Annotated in this window: 21 protein-coding genes and 1 other annotated feature; of the genes, 19 read left to right on the forward strand and 2 right to left on the reverse strand. The window is 33.8% G+C overall.

The genetic code is table 11. The features are described 5' to 3' along the window. Positions 1-133: 133 nt before the first annotated feature. Positions 134-625, forward strand: coding sequence for a GNAT family N-acetyltransferase (locus tag CHB72_RS20770; RefSeq protein ID WP_089284800.1), 492 nt, complete (start codon positions 134-136; stop codon positions 623-625). Positions 626-904: 279 nt separating this feature from the next. Next, on the forward strand, positions 905-1114 hold the full coding sequence (locus tag CHB72_RS20775) for a PF20097 family protein (protein ID WP_089284801.1): 210 nt from the start codon (positions 905-907) through the stop codon (positions 1112-1114). 70 nt (positions 1115-1184) lie between these two features. Here CHB72_RS20775 and CHB72_RS26050 read toward each other — a convergent pair whose 3' ends face one another. Continuing rightward, on the reverse strand, positions 1185-1334 hold the full coding sequence (locus CHB72_RS26050; protein ID WP_141131522.1) for a DUF3796 domain-containing protein: 150 nt from the start codon (positions 1332-1334) through the stop codon (positions 1185-1187). 187 nt (positions 1335-1521) lie between these two features. Here CHB72_RS26050 and CHB72_RS20780 point away from each other — a divergent pair, with 187 nt between their 5' ends. The 14 genes from CHB72_RS20780 (at position 1522) to nifJ (ending at position 20744) form a co-directional block, all read left to right on the forward strand. After that, a complete protein-coding gene (locus tag CHB72_RS20780; protein WP_089284802.1) occupies positions 1522-2889 on the forward strand; it encodes an IS4 family transposase in 1368 nt (455 codons plus the stop codon). Between the two features lie 55 nt (positions 2890-2944). Continuing rightward, entirely contained in the window at positions 2945-3394 is a 450-nt protein-coding gene (locus CHB72_RS20785) for a hypothetical protein (protein WP_089284803.1), read from the forward strand. Between the two features lie 275 nt (positions 3395-3669). After that, positions 3670-4320: a DJ-1/PfpI family protein gene (locus tag CHB72_RS20790; protein ID WP_330397099.1), complete on the forward strand. Its 651-nt coding sequence runs from the start codon at positions 3670-3672 to the stop codon at positions 4318-4320. A gap of 341 nt (positions 4321-4661) precedes the next feature. Further along, complete coding sequence (locus tag CHB72_RS20795; RefSeq protein WP_089284804.1) at positions 4662-5183, forward strand: GNAT family N-acetyltransferase; 522 nt, start codon at positions 4662-4664, stop codon at positions 5181-5183. A 244-nt stretch (positions 5184-5427) separates the two neighbouring features. Further along, complete coding sequence (locus CHB72_RS20800; protein ID WP_207652619.1) at positions 5428-6006, forward strand: class I SAM-dependent methyltransferase; 579 nt, start codon at positions 5428-5430, stop codon at positions 6004-6006. A gap of 387 nt (positions 6007-6393) precedes the next feature. After that, the gene (locus CHB72_RS20805) at positions 6394-6951 is read left to right on the forward strand and encodes a hypothetical protein (RefSeq protein ID WP_089284806.1); all 558 of its coding nucleotides are present in this window, start codon (positions 6394-6396) and stop codon (positions 6949-6951) included. A gap of 326 nt (positions 6952-7277) precedes the next feature. Further along, a complete protein-coding gene (locus CHB72_RS20810; protein WP_089284807.1) occupies positions 7278-7637 on the forward strand; it encodes a cupin domain-containing protein in 360 nt (119 codons plus the stop codon). 296 nt (positions 7638-7933) lie between these two features. After that, positions 7934-8140 carry an endonuclease/exonuclease/phosphatase family protein gene (locus CHB72_RS20815; RefSeq protein WP_089284808.1) on the forward strand — a complete coding sequence of 69 codons (207 nt, stop codon included), beginning with the start codon at positions 7934-7936 and terminating at the stop codon, positions 8138-8140. Positions 8141-8279: 139 nt separating this feature from the next. Further along, entirely contained in the window at positions 8280-10745 is a 2466-nt protein-coding gene (locus CHB72_RS20820; protein ID WP_176431518.1) for a DUF3656 domain-containing U32 family peptidase, read from the forward strand. A 62-nt stretch (positions 10746-10807) separates the two neighbouring features. After that, positions 10808-11014, forward strand: a binding site (T-box leader). 55 nt (positions 11015-11069) lie between these two features. After that, entirely contained in the window at positions 11070-12296 is a 1227-nt protein-coding gene (tyrS, locus tag CHB72_RS20825; protein WP_089284810.1) for a tyrosine--tRNA ligase, read from the forward strand. A 257-nt stretch (positions 12297-12553) separates the two neighbouring features. Beyond that, positions 12554-13903 (forward strand): HD-GYP domain-containing protein, encoded by a 1350-nt coding sequence (locus tag CHB72_RS20830; RefSeq protein WP_089284811.1) that lies wholly within the window; start codon positions 12554-12556, stop codon positions 13901-13903. Beyond that, on the forward strand, positions 13842-15137 hold the full coding sequence (locus CHB72_RS20835) for a glycoside hydrolase family 3 protein (protein WP_089284812.1): 1296 nt from the start codon (positions 13842-13844) through the stop codon (positions 15135-15137). Before CHB72_RS20830 ends, CHB72_RS20835 begins: the two co-directional genes overlap by 62 nt. A 384-nt stretch (positions 15138-15521) precedes the next feature. Then, on the forward strand, positions 15522-16790 hold the full coding sequence (locus tag CHB72_RS20840) for a uracil-xanthine permease family protein (RefSeq protein ID WP_089284813.1): 1269 nt from the start codon (positions 15522-15524) through the stop codon (positions 16788-16790). Between the two features lie 423 nt (positions 16791-17213). Beyond that, the gene (nifJ, locus tag CHB72_RS20845) at positions 17214-20744 is read left to right on the forward strand and encodes a pyruvate:ferredoxin (flavodoxin) oxidoreductase (protein WP_089284814.1); all 3531 of its coding nucleotides are present in this window, start codon (positions 17214-17216) and stop codon (positions 20742-20744) included. Positions 20745-20783: 39 nt separating this feature from the next. Here the strand turns inward: nifJ and CHB72_RS20850 are convergent, their stop codons facing one another. Beyond that, entirely contained in the window at positions 20784-20951 is a 168-nt protein-coding gene (locus CHB72_RS20850; protein WP_089284815.1) for a CDIF630_02480 family spore surface protein, read from the reverse strand. A gap of 497 nt (positions 20952-21448) precedes the next feature. Here CHB72_RS20850 and CHB72_RS20855 point away from each other — a divergent pair, with 497 nt between their 5' ends. The 3 genes from CHB72_RS20855 (at position 21449) to CHB72_RS20865 (ending at position 25711) form a co-directional block, all read left to right on the forward strand. Next, the gene (locus CHB72_RS20855) at positions 21449-22498 is read left to right on the forward strand and encodes a serine hydrolase domain-containing protein (RefSeq protein WP_089284816.1); all 1050 of its coding nucleotides are present in this window, start codon (positions 21449-21451) and stop codon (positions 22496-22498) included. A 26-nt stretch (positions 22499-22524) separates the two neighbouring features. After that, on the forward strand, positions 22525-23307 hold the full coding sequence (locus CHB72_RS20860) for an undecaprenyl phosphate translocase family protein (protein WP_089284817.1): 783 nt from the start codon (positions 22525-22527) through the stop codon (positions 23305-23307). Between the two features lie 598 nt (positions 23308-23905). After that, the gene (locus CHB72_RS20865; RefSeq protein WP_089284818.1) at positions 23906-25711 is read left to right on the forward strand and encodes a diguanylate cyclase domain-containing protein; all 1806 of its coding nucleotides are present in this window, start codon (positions 23906-23908) and stop codon (positions 25709-25711) included. The last annotated feature ends 94 nt before the right edge of the window (positions 25712-25805 follow it).

Consider the following 25805-nt stretch of genomic DNA (forward strand, 5'->3'; position numbering starts at 1 on the left):
GATAAATTAAGTATTGATGTAATTACCCTGAAAAAGGTGATGATAGAAGGGTTAACTTATTATTCTTTCAACTTCAGATGCAATCCTAATCGTTAGGCGACATACCAAGAGAAAAAAGCGAGGATTAAAAACAATGATTAGAAAAGGCTGTATAGATGATCAAATATTAATCATGAACATAATAAAAGATACTATTGCAGATATGGAATCAAAAGATATTCATCAGTGGGACAACATTTATCCAGGCTTTGAAATAATAAATAATGACATAAGTAAGGGTCATCTTTATGTATATGAAGATTCTGGAATTATAAAAGGTATTGTTGTTTTAAATGAGTATCAAGATAAAGAATACAACAGTTTGGAATGGAAATTTAAATCAGGAAAACAGTTAGTTATTCATCGTCTATGTGTTAGTCCTAAATATCAGGGGCAAGGTATTGCAAGGTTACTAATGGTTTATGCAGAACAGCATGGAAAAGAGTTAGGGTACAAATCAATTAGGCTTGATGTATTCACAGATAATCATCGTGCATGTAATTTTTATGAAAAGCTTGGCTATAAATCTGTAGGAATTGTAAATTTTAGAAAAGGAAAATTTTATTGTTTAGAAAAAAGTTACTGACTAGCGAGAGAGATTTAGATTAATGCAGTCAGATAGTAGTTTGGTACGAACGCCTAACAGTGCATTACCGGCTCCGCTATGCTCCGACCCAAACCTTTTCGCTGGGAGACAAGCTCCACCAAGAAGCATTCCTTTGGGGTCCAGCTCAAAGGCTTCGGTAATGCGAGACGTTAGTTGACAACACAATATCAGAGGAGGGCGTTGGGGCCAATTATTTTGTCTGATGCTACTTAACATTAGATGGGTTATATGTATTAACTCATAAGGAGGGTATAAATTATGGATTTAAATTGTCCTTATTGCAATAATGAATTGATAGAAGGTTTCATACGCGGAGGGAGGTATACATTTAAGTGGTATACTGAAAACATGAGTTTTATTGCAAAGCATACAGAGTTCGGAGGCGAAATAATAAGTGAGAATCCAAAGGTTAAGTGCTATAGATGTAAGAGTTGCAATAAGATTATTATAGATATAGATGGACTCTAATATAATGGTATTTCAGGTAGTCTTTTAAAGGTGTGGTTGACAAATAATGCGAAACAACCATAAGCGTGATTTAATAACTATTCTTGTGCCACCCACCGAAAAAACCAAAGAATCCAAACAATCCAAACAATTTCGTATTATTAGTAAAAAACCCTAGTAAACCTAATAATCCCAATAAACCTAGATAGCGTAACTTATTTACTTCATTAATTTTTTTCATAATTAATCCCTCCATTCACATGGAAATATATATTCGTAGAGTTATTAATATATTACATAATAGGTTTAAATCTATATCATAGGCGTTAACTTAACCCATGTTATTCCAAGGTAAAAATTACATTTGCATAAAAACATAAAAAATGGGAATCTCAAAGTGACGATCAAATCACAAAGGAGAGATTCCCATGAAGATATCTTCATCACTTATTATACCTTTTATTCGCTTTTTTAGTAATGCTAAAATTATGGAAATCGCTATTAATACAGGTTTTCTTAAACGAAAAAGAGATATCTTACCTGATACAATAGTAAAAACTTTTATCTTTGGGTTAATTAGTACCCCTAATCCCTCTTTAAAACAGATTGCATCAAAATGTGAAAAAATACAACCAGGACTTAGAATTACTAAAAACGCAATATACAATCGATTACCTGCTATATCTGAATTTGTACAACATATATTCATCGATACTATGAAAATCACTTTACAAAAAGCAGTTCCAGCAAAAATAACTAAAATTCTATTTCAATTCAAAGATGTTAAAATATGTGATAGTACGAAAATTTCTTTACCTGATAAACTAGCAGACCTTTGGCCTGGGTTAGGTAGACGTAATGCAAAGTCAGCATTAAAAATACAAGGTATTTACAGCTTAATATCTAGTTCTTTCTCAAGCCTTGAGTCAACTAAGGCTCCAGGAAACGATACTACTTATACAAAGAAATTGCTTTCTATGATTGATAAAGGTGAATTGCTAATTGTTGATTTAGGCTATTTTAGCAAAACATTTTTTGAAAAACTCTCAAACAAAGATGCTTTTTACTTAAGCTGTATTCGTAGCAATACTGCTGTTTATCTAGACAAAGCAGGTGAAATGAAACAAGTTGATTTAGCTGAGATACTAAAGGGACACAACCTTGTTGATACAACTGTCTTTATAGGCGTAGGGTACAAAAAACAGTTGGAGTGTCGTTTGGTTGCTATTCGTCTGTCAGATGAAATTGTCAATGAACGTAGACGAAAAGCCAAAAAGAAGGCTAAATCCCAAGGTAAACAACTAAGTGCTAAAGAAATTGAGTTACTGGCATTTAATATCATAATTACAAATGCAAATGGAGATATGCTCTCCTCTGAAGCAGTATGTGATCTATACCGTGCCAGGTGGCAGATAGAGCTTGTATTTAAAGCATGTAAGAGTTATTTAAACATAGACAAATTAGGAAATTGTGGACTTTATCAGCTAGAATGTCTAATTTATGGACGTTTAACAGCAATTTGTATAGCCTTTTTAATGTATAATGCTTTTTACATCGAAATATATACTTTACACCAAAGAGGGATAAGTATGCTGCTGTTTATAAAGCTTTGGGCTGATGAAGCATCAACAATTAGTGAAAATATCAATTTAAGCTTAACAGCTATCCAAGAAATTTACCACATCCTTACTAGAATATCTAAACACTCTTTACATGAAAAACGCAAAAGAAAAACAACTCTAGAAATATTACAGGGATATTGTTTGCCCAAAATAAATTACCAAAATATAGCTTAAGTTAACGCCTATGATTTACATATTATTTTATATTTGGTAGGGGAGGAAAAACTAAATGAAGAAATTTTGTAAGACTGTTGCAATTGTTTTTGTGGCAATAACATTCATATTTATTTTATCAAGGTATGGGTGGAGGATACTTGGTTTTTCAATGTGTAATTCTCCAAGTTCGCTATATGCTGAGACTGTTTCTGTTGAGAATGGTTCAGTCCGTATTAAGGGAGGAATAGGAAGTAGTGCATCTGCTTATGTAGGACATATTTATGAAATAAAGGATAGCAATCTTTACATAGGCGTAAAGCATAATACACTATTAGGGTTCTTAAATCGTTGGGGTGATTTTGATATAACGATAACATTAGATAATACAGATATTGAAAATGTTTATTTTAAAGACAAAAACAGAGAGAAACTGATATGGAACGCCGATGAGGGGCTTATCAGAGCTATTCCTAAAGCAACACAAAGCATAGATGGTGCAACCGAAGATGATGATGAGGAATGATTACTCAAATTATGCAAACTGCGAAAATAAGCATATTGATTAGTTGTGTTTAATACGCATTCTTGATAAAAGACGTCACTACTCCCTATAACAATGCATTTGCATAAAGGTGCTGGAAGTACGTGTCAAGGGAAAGGTCAGAGCACCACACCATCTCACTGGGTGGCAAGCACCGCCAAGGGGTATTCCTATAGGGTCCAGTTCGAAAGTGTCGCAAATGCGGGACCGTTATAGGAAATGGCGATATCGGGATTGCCCTTTGAAGCTTTTTTAATATGAGAAAGTTTAATATTGCAAAAATATATAATATAAAAGGTAGTGATGGCAAAATGTTTAAACAATGGGATGTCGGAATATTACTCTTTAATGAGGTGGAAGTTTTAGATTTTGCTGGACCATTTGAAGTATTTTCTATTACAACTTATCCGGAGTCAAATATAAGACCATTTAAGGTAACAACAGTTGCTCAAACAAAAGAGTTAATAACTGCTCGAAACGGACTCAAAGTTCAGCCAGATTACGATTTTTATGATGCTCCACATTTTGATATCTTAATTATACCTGGTGGATATGGAGCAGAAGAAATTGAAATTCATAATCAGAAAGTTTTAAATTGGATTAGTGAACGAATGAATACTGTTGATTTAATGGCATCTATATGTACCGGAGCTTTTTTATTAGCAAAAACGGGTTTATTAAATGGCAAGAAAGCAACTACGCATTGGATGGACATTGAAAGACTGGAAAAAGAATATCCTAAAGTGAGAGTTGAGCATAATGTCAAATATGTTGATGGCGGTTCAATTATTACTTCAGGAGGCATATCTGCAGGAATAAACATGTCATTTTATATTGTCAAAAAACTTTTGGGAGAACAAGTAGCGAGTTATACTGCAAAAAGAATGGAGTATGACATCAATATCTAATGTGTTTTAAGAAAAAAAGATATAATAGTGATATTTAACTAAAGAATTAAGTGGTAAAAGCTGTCGCCACTTCCTATAACAAAGCATTTGCATAAAGGTGCTGGCAGCACGTGTCAAGGGAACAGTCAGAGCACCACATCTTCTCACTTGGAGCGAAGCTCCTCTAAGGGGTATTCCTTTAGGGTCCAGTTCGAAGACGTCGCAAATGCGAAACGTTATAGGAAATAGTGATATCAGAGATTTTCTATGTGGTCTTTTTAAAAGGTAAGGAGATACATAATAGTTGCAAAATGTGTAGAATTATTATTAATTATAATTAGATATGTTATGGAGGAGTGAAGATGGAAATTAGAAAAGCTACCCTTGATGAAGTTAAAGACATCAGTCGTATTCATGCTTTAAGCTGGAAGTCGGCCTATAAGGGAATTATTCCACAAGCATACTTAGATGAGCTTAAAGAAGATTTTTGGGTACCATCTTTTACATCTTGGATAAAAGATAATGTTTTAACCGTACAGCTTATTTTAGACAATGGGCACTCAGTCGGTTGTGTTGCTTATGGAAAATCTAGAGATAAATATCTGCCAAATTGGGGCGAAATTGTCTCCATTTATCTGTTGCCCGAATATTTTGGCAGAGGATATGGTAATAAGCTTTTAGAAAGTGCCTTATTAGATTTAAAGCGATTGGGCTATCAAAATATTTACTTATGGGTACTTAAAGAAAATCAACGAGCAAGATATTTTTACGAGAAGAATAAGTTGCAATGTAACAAAGATGAATGCATTTGTGAAATTATGGGAGAACAATTTACTGATATACGATATATTTATTCTTTTAACAACTCTGCCAAACGAGTATAAGCGGTGTAATTTAAATCACATCCTTTATAGAAGACGTCACTACTCCCTATAACAATGCATTTGCATAAAGGTGCTGGGAGCACGTTTTTCGAGCAGGGTCAGCACCACACCTTCTCACTGGGAGCGCAGCTCCACTATGGAGTATTCCTTTGGGGTCCAGTTCGAAGGCGTCGCAAATGCGAAACGTTAGGCGACATGCTAAATAAATTCCGATATATTGTAATATTGAAAGGTGGCTATGAATGTGGTTGATAGGAAACGAGTATGTCCTGCTGAACAAGCTGGAAGTCTCGATAATGGATTTAGAAGATTTTTTCAGAATCCATCTAAAATATTAAAACCCTATATTAAAGATGGAATGACAGTGTTGGATCTTGGTTGTGGTCCAGGCTTTTTCTCTGTTGAAATGGCTAAAATGGTTGGCAAGAATGGCAAAGTTATAGCTGTTGATGTACAGGAAGAGATGCTTGAGAAATTAAAAAATAAAATTAAAGGAACAAAGATCGAAAAACGGATAAAGTTACATAGATGTGAGGAGAACAGAATAGGTGTTACAGATAAAGTAGATTTTATTTTAGCTTTCTATATGGTTCATGAAGTTCCTAATCAAGAAATACTTCTAAGAGAAATAATATCTATATTAAAACCAAATGGAAAGGCTTTCATAGTTGAACCTAAATTTCATGTTTCAAAAGAAGTATTCGAAGAAACTAAGAAAGCAGTAAAAAGATTAGGATTTGAAATTATCAATCAGCCAAAATTATTCATGAGTCGTGGAATTGTTTTTAAAAATGCAATTGTAAATACTAGTAAAGAGACTTAGCCGCTATGCACAATCGCCTAACAATGTTTTTGCACAAGGGTGCTGGAAGCACGATTTTAGGGAAGGATCAGAGCACCACACCTTCTCACTGGGTGCAAGCACCTCCAAGGGGTATTCCTTTAGGGTCCAGTTCGAAGGCGTCGCAAATGCGAAACGTTAGGTGTAATTGGTCGCAGGCCGCCTCGTCCTGAGGTGGATTTTGATAGCGCGGTCTTTGAAGTTGTATATTATAAAACTAAATTTAGGAAGAGGGGGTAATGTAATGTGGGATGTGTTTATTTCTCATGCTTCAGAAGATAAGGAGCTTGTTGTAAGGCCGTTAGCTAAACAACTTTCTGAGATTTATAAAGCTAAAGTATTACTAAAGAGGAAATAAGTAAGTATAGCTTGGTTTTAGCCGATAAGTTTGCTATTGGATTGAGTAATGAATTTGATATTGATGATTTGACAATTAAAATATTGAAAGTTATTAGACCTGACATTTATGATAATATAAGCAGAATGCAATATTTTGAACGATTATTGAAAGATTCTAGGCAATATATGATTAGTAATAAAGACTTTTCAAAGATTACCAGGATCCCTCCAGTAAGGCATGAAAAACTATCAACTCAAATGAGTGCAAGATTAAAACTGGCACATAATGCAATAAAAGATGTTGATTTAAGAAGTTATGAAGCCTATGAAGAAGATTTTCGAAGAAGTACTAATATCGATAGGGAGATTATTATTACAGAGCTTCTTGTAGCAGTATATCTTGACTGTATAAATAAAAGAAAAATGTCCCTAGAAGAGAAAACTACCTTATATGTACACACATTATCATTGGGTAATAATGAAAAACCGGCTAATTTCAGTAGTAATGAATGGATAGAGTTTTCTGAGATTATTAAAAACTATGCAAATGACATAAATGCTAATATTGTTATGGAATATAAATTTTAGAATAATTGGTAGAGTTAACGGTCTAGTGATAGTTATAAAAATATAGGGTCCCACGTCCTGTGGGACTCTGAATTACGGGGCGACCAACTACACCTAACAATGCACTCAAGTTGGCTTTGGCTGATTTGGGGTAATATTTTTGAAGAAGCCAAAGCACATTCCTCAGCCTAAGATAAGAGCTATCTAAGGCTGAGGAACGTCTTGAATGCGCAGACGAGAAGAATCTATAGTAATCTTTCACAGTAGTAGGATTTTGTACAATAAAGTGATATATAAATTTGTTTTATTCATCTACAATAAATAGACTATTTGAGGGGGATATGAAAATGGATAAAATCAATATCTGCGAGAAATTAAATCTTTTTAATGAGTATTGGAGTCCGAAAATATTAGGCGAAGTCAACGAATCATATGTTAAAGTTGCCAAACTCAAGGGCGAATTTCTATGGCACAGTCATGAAAATGAAGATGAAATGTTTTATGTTCTAAAAGGATTATTGATTATTAGGTTTAGGGATAAGGACTACGTTTTAAATGAAGGAGAATTTCTCATTATTCCGAAAGGAATTGAACATATGCCCGTTGCTAAAGAAGAAGTACATGTAATGTTAATTGAAGCAAAAACAACGTTGAATACTGGAGAGGTAAGAAATGAAAGGACAGTAGAGGAACTTGAAACAATTTAGTGCGGATTCTTCTTTTTTCTGTGACTTAGAGGTATTGCCGACAAATATAAGGCAGCGCCGTCCGTGACGCTGTCTGAGTCTGGGGGCACAATACGTCGTAGAACAGCGTATTCCCAAAATCTGAGAATATATGAACGTAATAACTAGACTTCGGGAATACTGAAGACGTTAGTAGACACGACACCTTAATGGCAGGGTTAGTTTTTAGGGTCAATTATTTCATGATATAGTTATGAGTTATTATTTCTTACTAAAAGGTTTTATTACATAGATTGTTTTTGAAAGGAAAGATATATATGGTTATTGTATCGTGGAATTGCAATGGAGCTTTTAGAAAAAAGTATAAACATTTGGTGAAGTTTCATTGTGACATCATGATTATACAAGAATGTGAAGATCCTAGTGAAGTTGAATATCCAAAAGAGTTTAAAATACTTATGCCTAATTATATATGGGTAGGGGATAATAAAAATGGTTCAACAATAAAATATGAAAAAGTATGATGAATATCTAAATTAAATTAATCCAGAAAACCTGTATTTGAAAACATTTTATAAAATTTGATGAAAAATATGTTTCGATTGGTGATATAATAATATTACTACTTTTGTTTTAGATGGGAAAAGAAAGGTGTTCATGTTTATGAAAGAAATAGAATTGTTGGCTCCAGCAGGCTCCTACGAAGCATTGGTTGCTGCTATCCAAAATGGTGCAGATGCTATATATCTAGGAGGCATGGTCTTTGGCGCAAGAGCTTATGCTACAAATTTTGATTTGGAAACATTAGAAAAAGCTGTAGATTATGCTCATGTCAGAGGGGTTAAGGTGTATGTAACAATAAATACCTTAGTAAAGGACCGTGAAATAGTAGAATTAGTAGATTATGTTACAAAATTATATAATATGGGAATAGATGCAGTGATTGTTCAGGACTTAGGGGTTATGAAGCTTATTAATGAGCTATTTTCAGGATTAGAAATTCATTGTAGCACTCAAATGGCTCTGCACAATAGTCAGGGCATTATGATGTTAAAAAAGGCAGGAGCTAAGCGGGTGGTATTAGCTAGAGAGTTATCTATAAAAGACATAAGGGAAATTACTAGGAATACAGGGATAGAGATAGAAGTTTTTGTACACGGAGCCCTGTGCTATTGTTATTCTGGACTATGTCTTATGAGTAGTTTAATAGGAGGACGTAGCGGTAACAGAGGAAGATGTGCTCAACCCTGTAGAAGAACCTACGAAATTCTCCCACTAAAGGATGATAAAACATCGAAGATACAAAAGGCATATTATATGAGTACTCGAGATTTGAAAACAATAGAAAACATCGGAAAAATTATTGAAAGTGGGGTAACGTCTCTAAAAATAGAAGGTCGAATGAAAAAACCTCAATATGTAGCTTCTATCGTAAGATCTTATCGCAAATCTATTGATAATTATATGCTTAACAAGACACAGTTAAATCAAGAAGCAACAGTAAAGGAAATCACGCAGATTTTTAATAGAAAGTTTACAAAAGGTTATTTGTTAAATAGTTCTCCTGAAGAGATGCTAAATGTAGAAAAGCCAAATAATAGAGGGATATTTCTGGGAAGGGTAGAAAATTACGATGGAAAGGGGAAAAAATTTAAGATCAAGATTCTAGAAGATATACGACAAGGTGATGGTATCGAAATCTGGAGTAATAAATCAGAAAATCCTGGTGGTATCATTAACAAGATGTATAAGGAAAACAAACTAATACATGAAGCTAAAAAAGGTGATATTATAGAAATTCAATTATTTGGCACCATCAATAAAGGTGATGAAGTCTATAAAACCTTGGATTTACAGTTGATGAGGGACTTAGAAAAGACTTATAGTCATGATATAGAAAATAGAAAGGTAAAAATATATGGAGAAGTAAACGTAGAAAGAGGAATGCCATTAAAGCTACATGTTTGGGATATGGAGGGCAATACAGTTCATAAAGAAACTGAAACAATTGTAGAAGAAGCTGAAAAAGTTCCATTAACAGCAAAAAAACTTACTGAAAACTTACGGAAACTTGGGAATACCCCCTTTCAATTAGAGGATATGAAAGTGGAATTGCAATCTAATGTGGCTTTACCTATCTCTATTATTAATCAAGTTAGAAGAGAAGCAATAGAAGAATTAGTTAAGCTTAGAATAAATAAATCTAAGAGAATGATAAAACCTATTGAACAATCAAAAATATTTGAAAATCAACGAACTTTACATACTAAAAAGAGACATACTACCTTGCCTAAGCTTTCAGCAAAGGTTGATGGAATCCAACAACTCAAAAATATACTGGAGTTTCCTATTGATAGAATCTATTATGGGAATATTTTAGATCTACAAGAGGCAGTGAAAATATGTAAAGAAAAAGGTGTAGAAGTCTACTATAGAAGTCCTTCAATTCTGAAGGATAAGGATCAAGAAAAGTTAAGGACAATTTTACATCATTGCAGTTTAGACGGTATTTTAGCAGGTGAACTGGGAATCATTGATTATGGAAAGAATATAGTAGATCTTCCTGTGATTGCAGACACTACTTTAAATGTAATGAATAGCAAAACTATATCCTTTTTGCAAGAAAAAGGCATTGATGGAATTACGATCTCAACGGAATTAGATTTGAAAAATATAAAAACTTTAGAGATCAGCGATGGGATAGAAACCGAAGCAATTATTTATGGAAAATTACCAGTTATGATTACCGAAACATGTCCATTAGCTAGCATAAATAAGTGTCATCATCAATGCAACAGTTGCTCTCAAAACCCTTTTCAATATTTATGGGGATTGAAGGATGAAAAAAAAGCTGTTTTTCCTTTTACAAAGGATAATTGGGGTAGAACAATTATTGTGAATAATCATCCACTATACATAATAGATAAAATGGATGATTTGAAAGAATTGTATATTACCTCCTTTAGACTTGATTTTACTGATGAAGAACCTCCAGGAATAAGACGGATTATGGCGGATTGTTGGAATAATATGAAATATTACTATGATGAGAATACCAATAATCATAAGCCATATGAGAATAAAATTGATAGATTTACAAGAGGACACTATTATCGAGGTGTTGAATAAATTTTTCTATTAACCCCTTGACAGAGATAGAGCAATATAATATTATATTTGGAATAGTATAATCAATAACGATGATAAAGATAGTAGCACTTTATGGTTACAATCCAGAGAGTAGACTGGTAGGTGAAAAGTTTACAGTACATAAAGCTGCAAATTACACTTTGGAGTTTCAATGGGAGATCATTGCGGTAGCCAACCGATATATTGGCTTAGAGGCATCCTTTTGGATGTAAATTAAGGTGGTACCACGGGTCTTTCTCGTCCTTGCTTAGGAATGAGAAGGCCCTTTTTTAATTTTCTAAAAATATATTTGGAGGGAAGCATATGAAAAATGTTTTTGATATTTTACAAGAAAGAGGTTATATAGAGCAAGTAACCTATGAAGAAGAGTTGAAGGAGCTTTTAGGAAAGGAGCCTGTGACCTTTTATATAGGATTTGATGCAACCGCCGATAGCTTAACTCTTGGACATTTTGTACAGATTATGGTAATGATGCATATGCAAAGAGCTGGACATAGACCAATTGTACTATTAGGTGGGGGAACTACCTTGGTTGGTGATCCTTCTGGCAAGGCTGATATGAGAAAGATGTTAACGAAGGAAAGTATAGATAAAAATGCTGAGAGGTTTAGAGAACAGTTTGCTGGGTTTTTAGATTTCTCTGATGAGAAAGCCTTAATCGCCAATAATGCAGACTGGCTTTTAGATTTGAACTATGTTGAGTTTCTTAGAGAAGTAGGTGTACATTTTTCTGTAAATCGTATGTTAACGGCAGAATGCTACAAATCAAGACTAGAGAAGGGATTAACCTTTTTAGAATTTAATTATATGCTAATGCAATCCTATGACTACTTAGAATTATTCCGTCGATACAATTGTAAAATACAAATGGGAGGAAGTGACCAATGGTCCAACATTCTTGGTGGGTATGAATTAGTAAGAAGAGTGGAAGGAGAATCGGTTTTTGCTTTGACCTTCAAGCTTCTTACCACCAGCGAAGGTAAAAAAATGGGTAAAACAGAATCAGGAACCATATGGTTAGATGCAGAAAAAACATCGCCTTATGATTTCTATCAGTACCTAAGAAATGTGGATGATAAGGATGTAGAAAATACATTAGCTTTACTAACCCTCTTACCTATGGAGGAGGTTAAGAGGTTAGGCTCTTTAGAAGGAGCTGAAATTAATTATGCTAAAGGTGTGTTAGCTTTTGAGGTAACAAAATTGGTACATGGAGAAGAAGAAGCAAAGAGAGCTCAGGAAGCTGCAAAAGCTTTATTCAGTGGCGGTATGGCAGCTGATGCTATGCCTTCTACAGAAGTTCCTAAGGCCAGATTTGAAGAAGGAGTAGATATATTAACGCTGCTGATAGATACAGGCTTAGTGTCTTCAAAATCTGAAGCTAGACGTCTTGTGCAACAGGGTGGAATATCCATTGAAGATCGGAAAGCAGAAGATGTTAATGAAATTATTCTGCTAAAGGATTTTGTAAATGAAAAAATTATTATAAAAAAAGGAAAAAAAATATACCATCAAGTTAAGCTAGTTTAAATCCCTGCATCTAAAGATAGAAAAAACCAATAGAGGTTTCTATATTGAAAATATTTTTAAAAATAGAATTACTACAAACTTCGACAATGGTTTGTTTGAAATAGGTTTCCCAAAATTGGGGAAATCAGAAAAATAGAATAATAGCTGATAATTAAGCCCTAACCATATTTTGGATAGGGCTTAATTTATGATATAATTAATTATCCCAACTCAATTTTAAAAAATCATTAGACAAATTATTGCATCGAGGTGAAAATATGTCGAATCAAAAACAAAAAGCGTCGCTTTTAGACTTAACTTTAATTCTATCGAATGCTGTTGATTTAATCAATCCAATTTTACATAATCATCATAAGCAAGTGGCTTATATTGCTTATCATTTAGCTAAAGAAGTAGCCTTGGAGGAAAAGAAACACAACGATTTATTGATAGCCAGTTTGTTACATGACATTGGGGGCTTAACCCTTGAAGATAGATTGTTAACATTACAATTTGAGGTAGAAAAGCCATACCAACATGCAATTACTGCTTATCTTCTCTTGAAGAATTATGATGCGCTTCAAGATGTTGCTACAATCATCAAATATCATCACTTACCATGGGAAAACGGGGAAGGACAAACTGTAGGAGATGAAATTGTACCTTTTGAAAGTCATATTATTCATTTAGCTGATCGAATTGCAGTATTAATCAACAGAGATAAGGAAATACTATCTCAAGTAAACAGAATCAGTAGACTACTAGAAGCGCAAAATAAGAAAATGTTCCATCCCACAATAATAAAAGCTTTTAATAAGATAAAATTCAAAGAGAGCTTTTGGCTAGATATTGTTTCTCCATTTACTGACTATAGAATAAGAAGAATGTGGATAGGAAACAGCAGCCTATTGGATTTAGACGATTTAATAAAAATGGCTAAAATTATTGGCCAAGTTGTAGACTTTAGAAGTAGATTCACCGCTCTTCATAGTAGTGGTGTGGCGGCCGTGGCAGAAAGTATAGCTCAAAGATGTAATTGGACAGCTGAAGAATGTAGAAAAATTAGAATTGCAGGATACTTGCATGATATAGGAAAACTAGCAATACCTAATAATATTTTAGAAAAAAAAGATAAGCTTACCCTAGAGGAATATAATATAGTGAAAGCCCATACATATTATAGTTATTATCTACTAGATAGCATTGATGCGTTAAGGGAAATAAACGAATATGCATCTCTACATCATGAACGTTTAGATGGCAGCGGTTATCCTTTTCACCATGATGAAAAAAGCTTAAATGAGGGTTCAAGAATTATGGCAGTAGCTGATGTATTTACTGCGATCACTGAAGACAGACCATATAGGGTGGGAATGCCCAAAGAGGAAGCTTTAGGATTGATGGAAAAGATGGCAAATAACAATGCTCTTGATCATCAGCTTATTTCCCTATTAAAAAGTAATTATGATGAGATTAACAGCATTAGGAGTAGCGCACAAAAGCAGGCATTAATTGAATATGAAGGATTTTCTCAAGAGATCAATACAATAAGGAGTTATGATGACGATGAAGAGATGTTTGACCATTCTTCTTATTCTGAGCTTATATATATTGGCAGGGTGCAATAGCCTAACTGATGAAAATGTAAAACCGGAAGACCAAAAGAGAGATGAAGCGGTGTATCCTGAGGAAAAGGAAGAAGAAATTTATGATGAAATCATAGAAAGAGATTTATACATAGATGAACTTATGGAAAAAATGACATTACAGCAAAAAGTAGGACAAGTATTTATGCCAGCATTTAGATATGATAAAAATCAATTACCAATACTTGTGTTAAACGATGAGATTCGGTTTGCTATAGAAGAGTATCATTTAGGTGGTATAATCTTCTTTTCTGAGAATATTGATACAATAGATCAAACCCAGAAGCTAATCCAGGACATGCAATCAATGAGTAATACCCCCTTATTCATTGCTATAGATGAAGAAGGTGGAATGGTTAGCAGATTAAATAGAGGTACAAACCTACCAGCTACAAGGCTACCGGGCAATAAAAAATTAGGTGAAACTAGAGAACCAGAGTTGGCATATGAAGTAGGGAAATTGTTGGGTCGTGAGTTATCTTCACTAGGTGTCAACATGAATTTTGCACCTGTTGCAGATATAAATACGAATCCTAAAAATCCTGTTATAGGGGATCGCTCCTTCGGAGATGAACCTCATATTGTAGGGGAAATGGTAGCACAAATGGTACGAGGATTACAGGAAGAAAGCGTTAGTGCTGTAGTTAAGCATTTTCCAGGACATGGAGATACTTTATTAGACACCCACGATGGGGCTGTTACTGTTCCACACAACATAGAAAGATTGGAAACTATAGAATTTCTTCCCTTTAAGAGAGGGATCGATGAAGAGGTAGATGGTGTCATGCTAGCCCATCTTCAAGTTCCTAATATCACTAAAGGTTCTTTACCAGCTACTTTCTCTGAAGAAATAGTAAAGGATTTATTGAGACAAGAGCTAAAACATGACAAGCTTATTATAACAGACGCTTTAGAAATGCTGGCTATTTCTAAATATTGGGCCCCTGATGAAGCTGCAATTTTAGCATTTAAAGCAGGAGCAGATATTTTATTAATGCCTCAATCCTTAGAGAAAGCATATGAAGGTTTATTAAAAGCTGTTGAGAAAGAAATGATATCTATAGAAAGGCTAGATGCATCTGTTAGGCGTATTTTAATGGTAAAGTATGAACGTGGTATTTTATTTAAGAATGAGAATAATCTTGATCCGAGAAAGATATTAGGTTCCCAAGAGCATCAAAAAATTGTTGAAAGAATATTGAAAGAGAGAGAATAATTAATAAATCTATTACCAGCCTTAACTATAGGTATAGTCCTGTTTCTTACAATTATTGGATTACATATTTCAATAGTAGTTAATGTACAATTATAAACATTCAAAAAAGTAACAATATATAAACATATTATCCAAGCTTGTCTTTCAATACTAAAGATGATATAATCATCTTTAATGAGGATGAATAGTCTTTAATTCAGTCCAGAGAGGCTGGCAAGATAACATAATGTCTATGTGTATAATTATTAATACATGTAACTTCTTGCCAGTTGGCAAGAAGTTTTTTTAAATGCAAATGTAAGACCTTTAAATCAACCCAGTGAGGTTGAAAAGGGAGAAAAACACAATTTTTCTCCTTTTGACTAAATCAAAGGAGGCTTTATTATGACAGAAAACACATTAACAAAAACAAGCATTGAAATTAAAAAAGAAACAAATGCTTTAGATACAGCAAAAAAATCAATATTAGCAATTCAACACTTAGTAGCAATGTTTGGAGCTACAGTGCTGGTACCAATGTTAACAGGATTAAATCCTTCAGTTGCATTATTATCAGCAGGAGTAGGAACATTACTGTTTCATCTTGTTACCTATGGCAAAGTACCGGTTTTCTTAGGTTCTTCCTTTGCTTTTATACCCGTAATTATTAAGGTTAGCAGTTTATATAATGGAGATTTAGCTTATGCTCAAGGTGGTATTGTAGTAGCAGGACTCATCTATATATTAATGTCTTTTATTGTCGGTAGAATTGGAGTAGAAAAGATAAAGCAATATCTACCAGCCCAGGTAGTTGGACCAATGATTATGGTCATTGGATTAAATCTAGTACCTGTAGCATATGGCATGGCATCAGATCATTTTGTCGTCGCAGCAATAACGCTAGTAACTGCTATAGCCGTTACCTTAAAAGGTAGGGGTTTGGGGAAGCAGCTGTCAATACTGATAGCAGTAGTGGTAGGATATGTTATCTCTCTTAACATGGGACTAGTTAACACTGAAGTAATCAGGGAAGCGCAAGCATTTGCAATTCCAAACTTTACTTTGCCAAAATTTGAACTTGGGGCTATAGCAATTATTGCACCGGTTGTACTGGCGGTATTTATGGAGCATATAGGAGATATAACTACAAATGGACAGGTGGTTGGTAAAAATTTCATAGAAGATCCAGGTTTAAACCGTACACTTTTAGGAGATGGATTAGCAACTCTATTCGCCGGTTTCATAGGTGGACCAGCTAATACTACCTACGGTGAAAATACAGGAGTATTAGCAATTACCAAAAACTATGATCCAGCGATATTAAGAATGGCGGCAGTATTTGCAATTATTCTAAGCTTTGTTGCTAAAGTAGGAGGCTTTTTAAACAGCATTCCTGTAGCAGTTATGGGGGGGATCAGTGTGATGCTCTTCAGTATGATAGCATTAATAGGCGTAAAAACTATTAAGACAAGCAATGTGAAATTTGATGCAAAAAACATAGTAATTATGGCAACTATATTGATAATAGGATTAGGATCTGGATATATTGAAAATAACTTTGGTATATCAATAGGAATTCCAGTAACAGATATCGTTAAAATAGAAGGTCTAAGCCTTGCAGCAATCGTAGGAGTAATATTAAATGCAGCATTAAATAGAAAACAAACAGTATAAAATGAGACTTAATTCATAAGTGACCAACACGAAAGTTTGACTTACAACTTTCGTGTTGGTCACTTAGTTTGTTTATCTATAAGCAGATAACCAAAATCTTTGATTTTGTGTTAGTCGCTTAGTTTGTTTATCTAGAAGAAGCGGGAGTCTTAGCAAATACACCGAAGGATAAATTTACAAAAGAAAAGAACTCTCCTTAATAGTCTAAGTAACATTACTTTAGAATATATTAGGAGAGTTCTTTTCTTTTTTTGAAAAATAATAAATTCATCACTGAAAGAAGAAATTCGTTCAATGATTTAAATTAAAATTTTGGTTGTCTACTAGTGTATGATATTCCAGAAAAAGAAAAATACTAAGGATTGAATAATGAAATGCTTTTAGTGATATGAAAAGTATTTATAGATACAAAGGAGGAAGATTATGACTAAAAAAACGAAAACAATGGATGGCAACGAAGCAGCAGCTTATGTATCCTATGCTTTTACAGAAGTTGCAGCTATTTATCCAATTACACCCTCTTCATCTATGGCAGAAGGAGTAGATGAATGGGCAGCTCATGGGAAAAAAAATATATTTGGACAAACAGTAAAGGTAGTAGAAATGCAATCAGAGGCAGGAGCAGCTGGAGCTGTTCATGGTTCGTTGCAGGGAGGAGCATTGACTACAACCTATACAGCATCGCAAGGATTACTTTTGATGATTCCAAATATGTATAAAATGGTGGGTGAATTACTGCCTGCGGTATTCCACGTAAGTGCTCGAGCTATAGCAGCCCACGCATTATCTATATTTGGGGATCATCAAGATATTATGGCAACTCGACAAACTGGTTTTGCCCACCTAGCTGCCAGTAGTGTACAAGAGGTGATGGACCTAGGCGGAATAGCCCACCTAGCTGCTATAAAATCAAGAGTGCCGTTTTTGCACTTTTTTGATGGTTTCAGAACATCCCATGAATACCAAAAGGTGGAAGTCATTGATTATCATGATCTAAGTAAATTATTAGATCATGATGCAGTCAGACAATTTCGTAACAGAGCATTAAGCCCAGAACATCCAGTGGCAAGAGGAACAGCCCAAAACCCTGATATCTATTTCCAAGGAAGGGAAGCTGCGAACCCTTATATTGATGCAGTATCAGACATAGTAGAAGATTATATGCAACAAGTTACTAAAATAACTGGAAGGGAGTATCATCCATTCGATTATTATGGTGCTGAAGATGCCGACAGGATTATTATTGCTATGGGTTCTGTTTGTGATACTATTGAGGAAACAGTAGATTATTTAATGAATAAAGGTGAGAAGGTAGGGGTTATTAAAGTACGGCTTTATAGACCATTTTCGCCTAAATACTTTTTCAAGGTATTTCCAAAGACAGTTAAAAGAATAGCCGTGTTAGATAGAACAAAGGAACCCGGCGCTTTTGGTGAGCCTCTTTATGAAGATGTAAGAAATATATTTTATGATCAAAAAGAAAATCCAATTATTATTGGTGGAAGATATGGGTTAGGATCTAAGGATACAAGGCCATCGCAGATACTTGCAGTATTCAATAATTTGAAACAACAGGACCCTAAAGACCATTTTACAATAGGAATTGTAGATGATGTTAGCAATACTTCTTTGCCAGAGGAGGAAACCATTGAAACCTCTCCAGAAGGCACAATAAGATGTAAGTTCTGGGGATTAGGATCAGATGGAACAGTAGGAGCCAATAAGACCGCTATCAAAATCATAGGAGATAAAACGGATCTATACGCGCAAGGATACTTTTCCTACGACAGTAAAAAGTCTGGCGGAACAACGGTTTCTCATTTAAGGTTTGGGAAGAAACCCATTAAGTCTCCATATTTAGTATACGACGCTGACTTTGTTGCATGTCATAATAAAGCATACTTACATCATTACGATTTGTTAAAGGGCTTAAAACAGAATGGAACCTTTGTATTAAACTGTCCATGGTCCCAGAAGGAGTTGGATGATAAAATTCCTTCAGCGGTAAAAAAATATATTGCAGAGAAAAACATTAATTTCTATATAATCGACGCGGTTAGGATTGCACAGGAAATTGGTCTTGGCAATCGAATTAATATGATTATGCAAGCCGCCTTCTTTAAACTAGCAGAAGTTGTTCCAATAGAGGATGCTGTTAAGTATTTGAAAGAAGCTATTGAAAATATTTATGGTAAAAAAGGCGATAAAATAGTAAAAATGAACCATGAAGCTGTTGATCGAGGTGTAGAGGGATTAATAAAAGTCAATGTACCACAAAATTGGGGCAGTAATCAGCAGGAGGAAAAACTACCTATTAAAGATGAACCAGACTTTGTCAAAAATATTCAAAGACCAATGTCTAGGCATGAAGGAGATGAACTGCCAGTAAGTGCTTTTAAAGGAATGGAGGATGGTACATTCCCGCTAGGTACAACTGCTTATGAAAAAAGAGGGATTGCTGTTATGATTCCTCAGTGGCAGACGGATAAATGCATTCAATGTAATCAATGTGCCTATATTTGTCCCCATGCTGTTGTTCGACCTTTTCTATTAAATGAAGAAGAAATGAACAAGAAACCACAAAGTTTTGAAACCAAAAAAGCAATTGGAAAAGGATTAGAGGGATTAGAATATCGTATCCAAGTAAGTCCTCTTGACTGCACCGGTTGCAGTAATTGTGCTGATGTTTGTCCAGCACCGGGAAAAGCATTGGTGATGGTAGATGCAGAAAAAGAAACGCAAAGACAAGAAGAGAATTGGGAATTTGCTTTAAGTATTACAGAAAAAGATTTTCTAATGGACAAGAAAACTGTAAAAGGAAGTCAATTTGCTCGTCCCTTATTAGAGTTTCACGGGGCTTGCGCTGGCTGTGGTGAAACTGCTTATGTTAAACTGCTTACACAACTATATGGAGATAGAATGATGATTGCTAACGCAACAGGGTGTTCTTCTATATGGGGTGCAAGTGCTCCGTCTATTGGTTATAGCACCAATGCTGATGGTAGAGGACCTTCATGGGCAAACTCTTTGTTTGAGGATAATGCTGAATATGGATTTGGGATGTACCTGGCATCAAAACAAATTAGAGAAAGATTAGCTGATTTAATGCTCCAAGCTATAAATAGCGATTTGGACAATGATTGCAAAAATGCCTGTAAACAGTGGCTTGAGGCCATCGATAATGGAGAAAAATCAAAAGAAGCTTCTGAAAGACTACTGAGTCTACTGAGTGCTCATAATCATCAAGATAATCCAATCATTAGTGAAATATTAGAAAAGAAGGATTATCTAGTTAAAAGATCCATATGGATTATTGGTGGAGATGGCTGGGCTTATGATATAGGCTATGGAGGCCTAGATCATGTTATCGCTACTGGAGAAGATGTGAATCTACTTGTAATGGATACAGAAATTTATTCCAATACAGGAGGACAATCTTCCAAGGCAACGCCTACTGCTGCTGTGGCTAAATTTGCAGCTTCGGGTAAAAAGATACGGAAAAAGGATTTAGGGTTAATGGCTACTAGTTATGGTTATGTATATGTTGCCCAGGTATCAATGGGAGCAAATATGAACCATACAATTAAGGCAATTGCTGAGGCAGAAGCCTACAAAGGACCTTCCTTAGTTATTTGTTATGCTCCTTGTGTTAGCCATGGAATAAAATCTGGTATGGGTACCAGCGTAGCTCAGGAGAAAAAAGCAGTAGAAACAGGCTATTGGCATTTATATCGCTTTAATCCAACCCTCAGAGAACAAGGGAAGAACCCATTTGTTTTAGATTCAAAAGAACCAAAAGAGTCCTTTAAAGGATTTCTTGAAAGTGAAATAAGATACACACAAATTATGAATGTATTTCCAGACATAGCTGAAGAACTGTTTGAAGCGGCTGAAAGAAATGCTAAGGATAGGTATGACACCTATAGAAGATTATCAGAAATGAAGTACGAGTAAACTATAATAGAAAAGGGACACTAAAGTGTCCCTTTTCTATTATTTTTGATTAGTATCTACGTATTCCTTTGCATTTTTTACTTGATTTTCATTTGGTATAGGTACTCTAGAAATTGGTTTCAACGCCTCTATATTTGTCCATGCTGCAGTTTGATGATTTTCTATAGTACGCCCCATATTTTTTTCTTTAAATTTATTTTCTGCCATAGAAACCCCTCCTTAATACTATTATCTTCTGTATTTTATAATTCTATTATATTTTTGTTATGCAATATTAACCTAAAAAACAAAAGGATGTAAGAAAAATTAAAAAAATTTGAAAGATAGTATAAAAATACTCCTCTAAATATGGATGGCAAATTCGCTTCAGCAAGCTAAAACATGGGGAAACCAGATGGAGAATGTTTTTGAAAAGTTCCATCTACGCAAATGCTTAAAAATTTATTAAATCTCCAGAATAGTTTAGCATGTATAATGGAGGTTATACGTGATTAATGCATTGTTATATGTAGTATCATATGGAAATTAAATATGATAAAATATAATATAGCAATATAGATATACGCCTTTATAATTAAATTTTAACCTACACGGATTTACACGGTTTTGCCCAAAAACCCATGGGCTGCAAATGTAGCCCTTAGCATATCAAAATTAAGTTCTGTAGTTGGTTACCTATATACATTATGAGGAGATAAAAATTTATGAATAAATTAGAGAAAACTATAGATGATTATGTAAAAAGAGCTATGTTTTATCAGGATATACCGGGGATCTCTATTATTATTACCAATGAAAATGAAACTATATATTCACAAGGCTTTGGTTTCATAAATATAGCTGGAAAAGACCCTATAACAGAAAGAACTATTTTTCATATGGCTTCTATTACAAAACTTTTTGTTGCGACCGCCATGATGCAATTAGTAGAAAAAGGAAAGATTAATATTAATGAGAGATTAATATACTATATACCGGGATTTGTTTTAAAAGACAAAAGACATAAGGATATAACTATATTACACTTATTAAGTCATACTTCTGGCATACCAGATTGTGCAGATTATGGTTGGGAAGAAGCAGAATATGATCAGAAGGCTCTTAACAGATATGTCCATAACTTAGAAGATTTACGTCTGCTATTCCAACCAGGGAATAAGTTTCAATATAGTAATATTGCTTATGAAATATTAGGATATTTAATTGAGGTTATCAGTGAAAAAGAATTTGAGGCTTATGTTGATGAACATATATTAAGACCGTTAGATATGAAGGACAGCACTTTGCTATACAGGGACAAACATTATGGAAAAATTGCTGCTCCTCATACAAAAAATCAAGAAAAGAAAGTTGTTCAATCCAGGATTTATCCATATCATCGTGCTCATGCTCCAAGTTCTACCTTAACGTCTAATGCTGTAGATATGAGTAAATGGGCAATCATGAATTTGAATAGAGGCATATTTAACGGAAATAGAATTCTACAAGAATCTAGTTATCAACAAATGTGGACTCCTGTCGCAAGCATGAAGGGAGAACAAGAAAAAATAGGATTAGGATGGTTTATTAGTAAGCATAATCATTTTTCTATGTTGGGTCATGATGGAAGTGATATTGGGTTTAGATCAAGTTTTGGAATGATCCCTGAAAAAAACCTATCTATTGGAATATTTGCCAATATTGATAATATCTCAACTCGAAGGATAATGAGAAGTATTTTTGATATACTACTGGAAACACCAGAGAAAAACTAATAGCATACAGCTAAATGGAGGTAATTATGCATTCGATTATCCAAGGAATTATTCTAGGATTTATTATTGTACTGCCAGGTATGAGTGGGGGCACAGTATTTTTGATTTTTGGAATTTATGAAAATATGTTAAAGGATTTGGTGAAATTAAATATAAAGCCGTATTTACCTTTGTTTGGAGGAACCATTGTAGGTATTTTTGGCGGGGGTATGGTATTTGCTTTATTTTTTGAATCCTTTAGAGATCAGACAGCTGCCTTTTTAATGGGATGCTTAATTGCTTCTATTAGGACGGTTTTAAAGTGTTGTCCAACTATAAATATGAAAAGACTATTATTTTTACTAGGGGGATTATTGATAGGATTTTATATGGGAGGAGAACCAATTGGCCTTATGATGGAAAGTGAAAAGGTTAGTTGGATTTTATTATTAATAGGTGGAGCCTTATCTAGCGCAGCCATGATAATTCCAGGGATTCCTGGTAGCTCAGTGTTGATTGTTCTAGGGATTTATGATAGTATTTTATTTTATATTAAGGAATTGGAAATATTGAATTTAATCATTTTTGGAATAGGTAGCATTTTAGGAATTATTTTATTTGTAAATCTTTTAAGTAAAGTTTATGAAAAACATAAAAGTAATATCTCTTATTTTTTTGCTGGACTGATTTTAGGATCCTCTAGAGCACTTTTACCTTATTATTATACACCGTCCATTATAATACTTTTTTCTATAGGTTTCGGTTTGGTATGGTTATGGAGTGGAAAAAAGGATTATACCACCGATAAACTAAGGGAGGATGGAACATAAAATGAGACTTAGCACTACACCGAAGGAGAAAATAGTTATAAATAACAATTTGTAATTTTAAAGCAAATCTATCTTACTATATAACAAAACTATAATTTTAAAAATGTTCATATTTTCAGAACAAGAGAATATAATAGTAAAAAGCGAACAAGCATTAATGACTTTTTAAACGTTATATGGGGGTATGGATATGAAGGTTTTTATTTTTTTAGGAAAAGTGAAGGATCTTAGAAGGTATTTAAAAGAATGGAGAGCGGTGGAAAACGATTAAATGTTTGATATGGCATAAATAGCCTCGTTTAAATAACGAGGCTTCAAACTTTGCAATAGAGTTACAGTTAACTTTATGGGATCTCTTTAACTGAATATATATAAGTTATAATCTTTCATAAATGTAACCTAAGAGGCTACATTTACAATTTATAGAAGAGAATGCAGCTAAAGAATAAAAGTGTTATCAAATAATAATATTCATTAGGGTATATTTACTGTTTTGTTGAAATATATAGAAAAATTATGATAATATTATGATAATGAATTATACATTAGTGTGTTAATTAAGACATTTTACGGATATTCTCTAAAGGCAGGTGATAATATGGAAAAAATAAGAATTCTTATTGTTGAAGATTGTCAAATAACAGCAAAAACAATAAAAAAGAGTTTAATGAGTTTAGGATATGATGTTATTGACATGGTAGCTTCTGGTGAAGCTGCTGTCTATTCCTGCTTTTTACATAAACCTGATTTAATACTAATGGATATCGAAATCGATGGTGAAATGAACGGCATTGAAACTGCTGATAAGATAAGAGTATCCTTTGATATACCGATTATTTATTTAACGGCACTATCTGATGAAGACACTTTAAGCAAAGCTAAAGTGACAGGGGGATTTGCATATCTGATAAAGCCATTTAGAAAGAGAGACCTATATGCAAATATTGAAATGATCACTTATGCTCATCAAATGAAGAAGAAAGCAAAAGAAAATGAAATCAAGTATCGAAATATTTTTGAAAATATGTTTGATGGGTTTGCATACTATAGAATTATTTTTGATGAGGAAAGTAGACCTATTGATTATGTCTTTTTAGAAGTTAACGATGCGTTTGAAAAATTAATAGGGATAAAGAGAAAAAAGATTGTTAATAAAAGTATTAAAGAAGTATTTTGTTTACAAAAACAAAACAAATTTTTTACAGATATAGAAATATTTAGTGAAGCTGCTGTGGATGGTAAAGAAATACATATCAAAGAGTACTTTTTTGAATATGCTCAGAAATGGTTTTCCATCACAATTAGCTGTCCACAAAATGGTTATTTATCTACTCTTCTAACAGACATTACTGAAAGAAAGAAATCAGAAGAAAAACTCAAATATTTAACTTTTTATGATAAGCTTACAGGACTATATAACCGTGCATACTTTGAAGAAGAGTTAAAACGGTTAGATACTTCTAGGCAATTACCATTAAGTGTAATAATGGGGGACATAAATGGGTTAAAGTTAGCTAACGATGTATTTGGCCATAATGAAGGTGATAAGTTACTAATTAGTATTGCTGAAAAATTAAAGGATAGCTGTCGTTCTGAAGATATTATAGCTAGATGGGGAGGAGACGAGTTCGTTATTTTGCTTCCTAAGACCGATGAAAAGGCTACTGAGGAAATTTGCTCTAGAATTATGGATGCATGTATAGAAGAAAATGAAACTTCAATTAATACCAGCATAGCCTTGGGCAGAATAACAAAAAAGAAAATAGATGAAAATATACATAAATTATTATTCGAAGCAGAAAATCGAATGTATAAAAATAAACTAATACAAAGTAAACAAGCCCATGAAATGATTATTAACTCTTTGAAGAATAATTTAATTAATAAAACCAATGAAACAAAAGAGCACATGGAAAATGTAGAGAAAATAGCTCTTTTGATGGCAAGTTACTTAGATATTTCAGAAACAGTGATACATGAACTAAGATTATTAGCAGAGTTCCATGATATAGGGAAAATAGCAATATCTAATAAAATAGCAAATAAGATACTGCCGTTAACTGAAGAAGAAAGAGAATTAATTAAACAACATCCTGTTACTGGATATAGGATTGCATCTTCCTCCATCAGACTTATGCCAATAGCTGAGGCTATTTTATTTCATCACGAATGGTGGAATGGTAAGGGATATCCACTGGGAATACAAAAAGATGAAATACCGATTACTGCAAGATTGTTAGCGATAGTAGATGCATACGATGTGATGGTTCGTGGGCGCATATATCAAAAACCTAGAAATGCCTATCATGCTATTGAAGAGATTAAACGTTGCGCTGGTACACAATTTGACCCTGAATTGGTTGAGATTTTTGTCAAAGTGATGGAAATGCAAGCAGTAGGATAAGAAGGGAAAATACTACTATATAATAAAAAGGCGCTATTCATCAATGTAGGATTGATGCAACGCCTTTTTATCATATAGATTAATAGTAATTAAT

It is taken from the genome of Anaerovirgula multivorans (assembly GCF_900188145.1).
GTDB classification, from domain to species: Bacteria; Bacillota; Clostridia; order Peptostreptococcales; family Natronincolaceae; genus Anaerovirgula; species Anaerovirgula multivorans.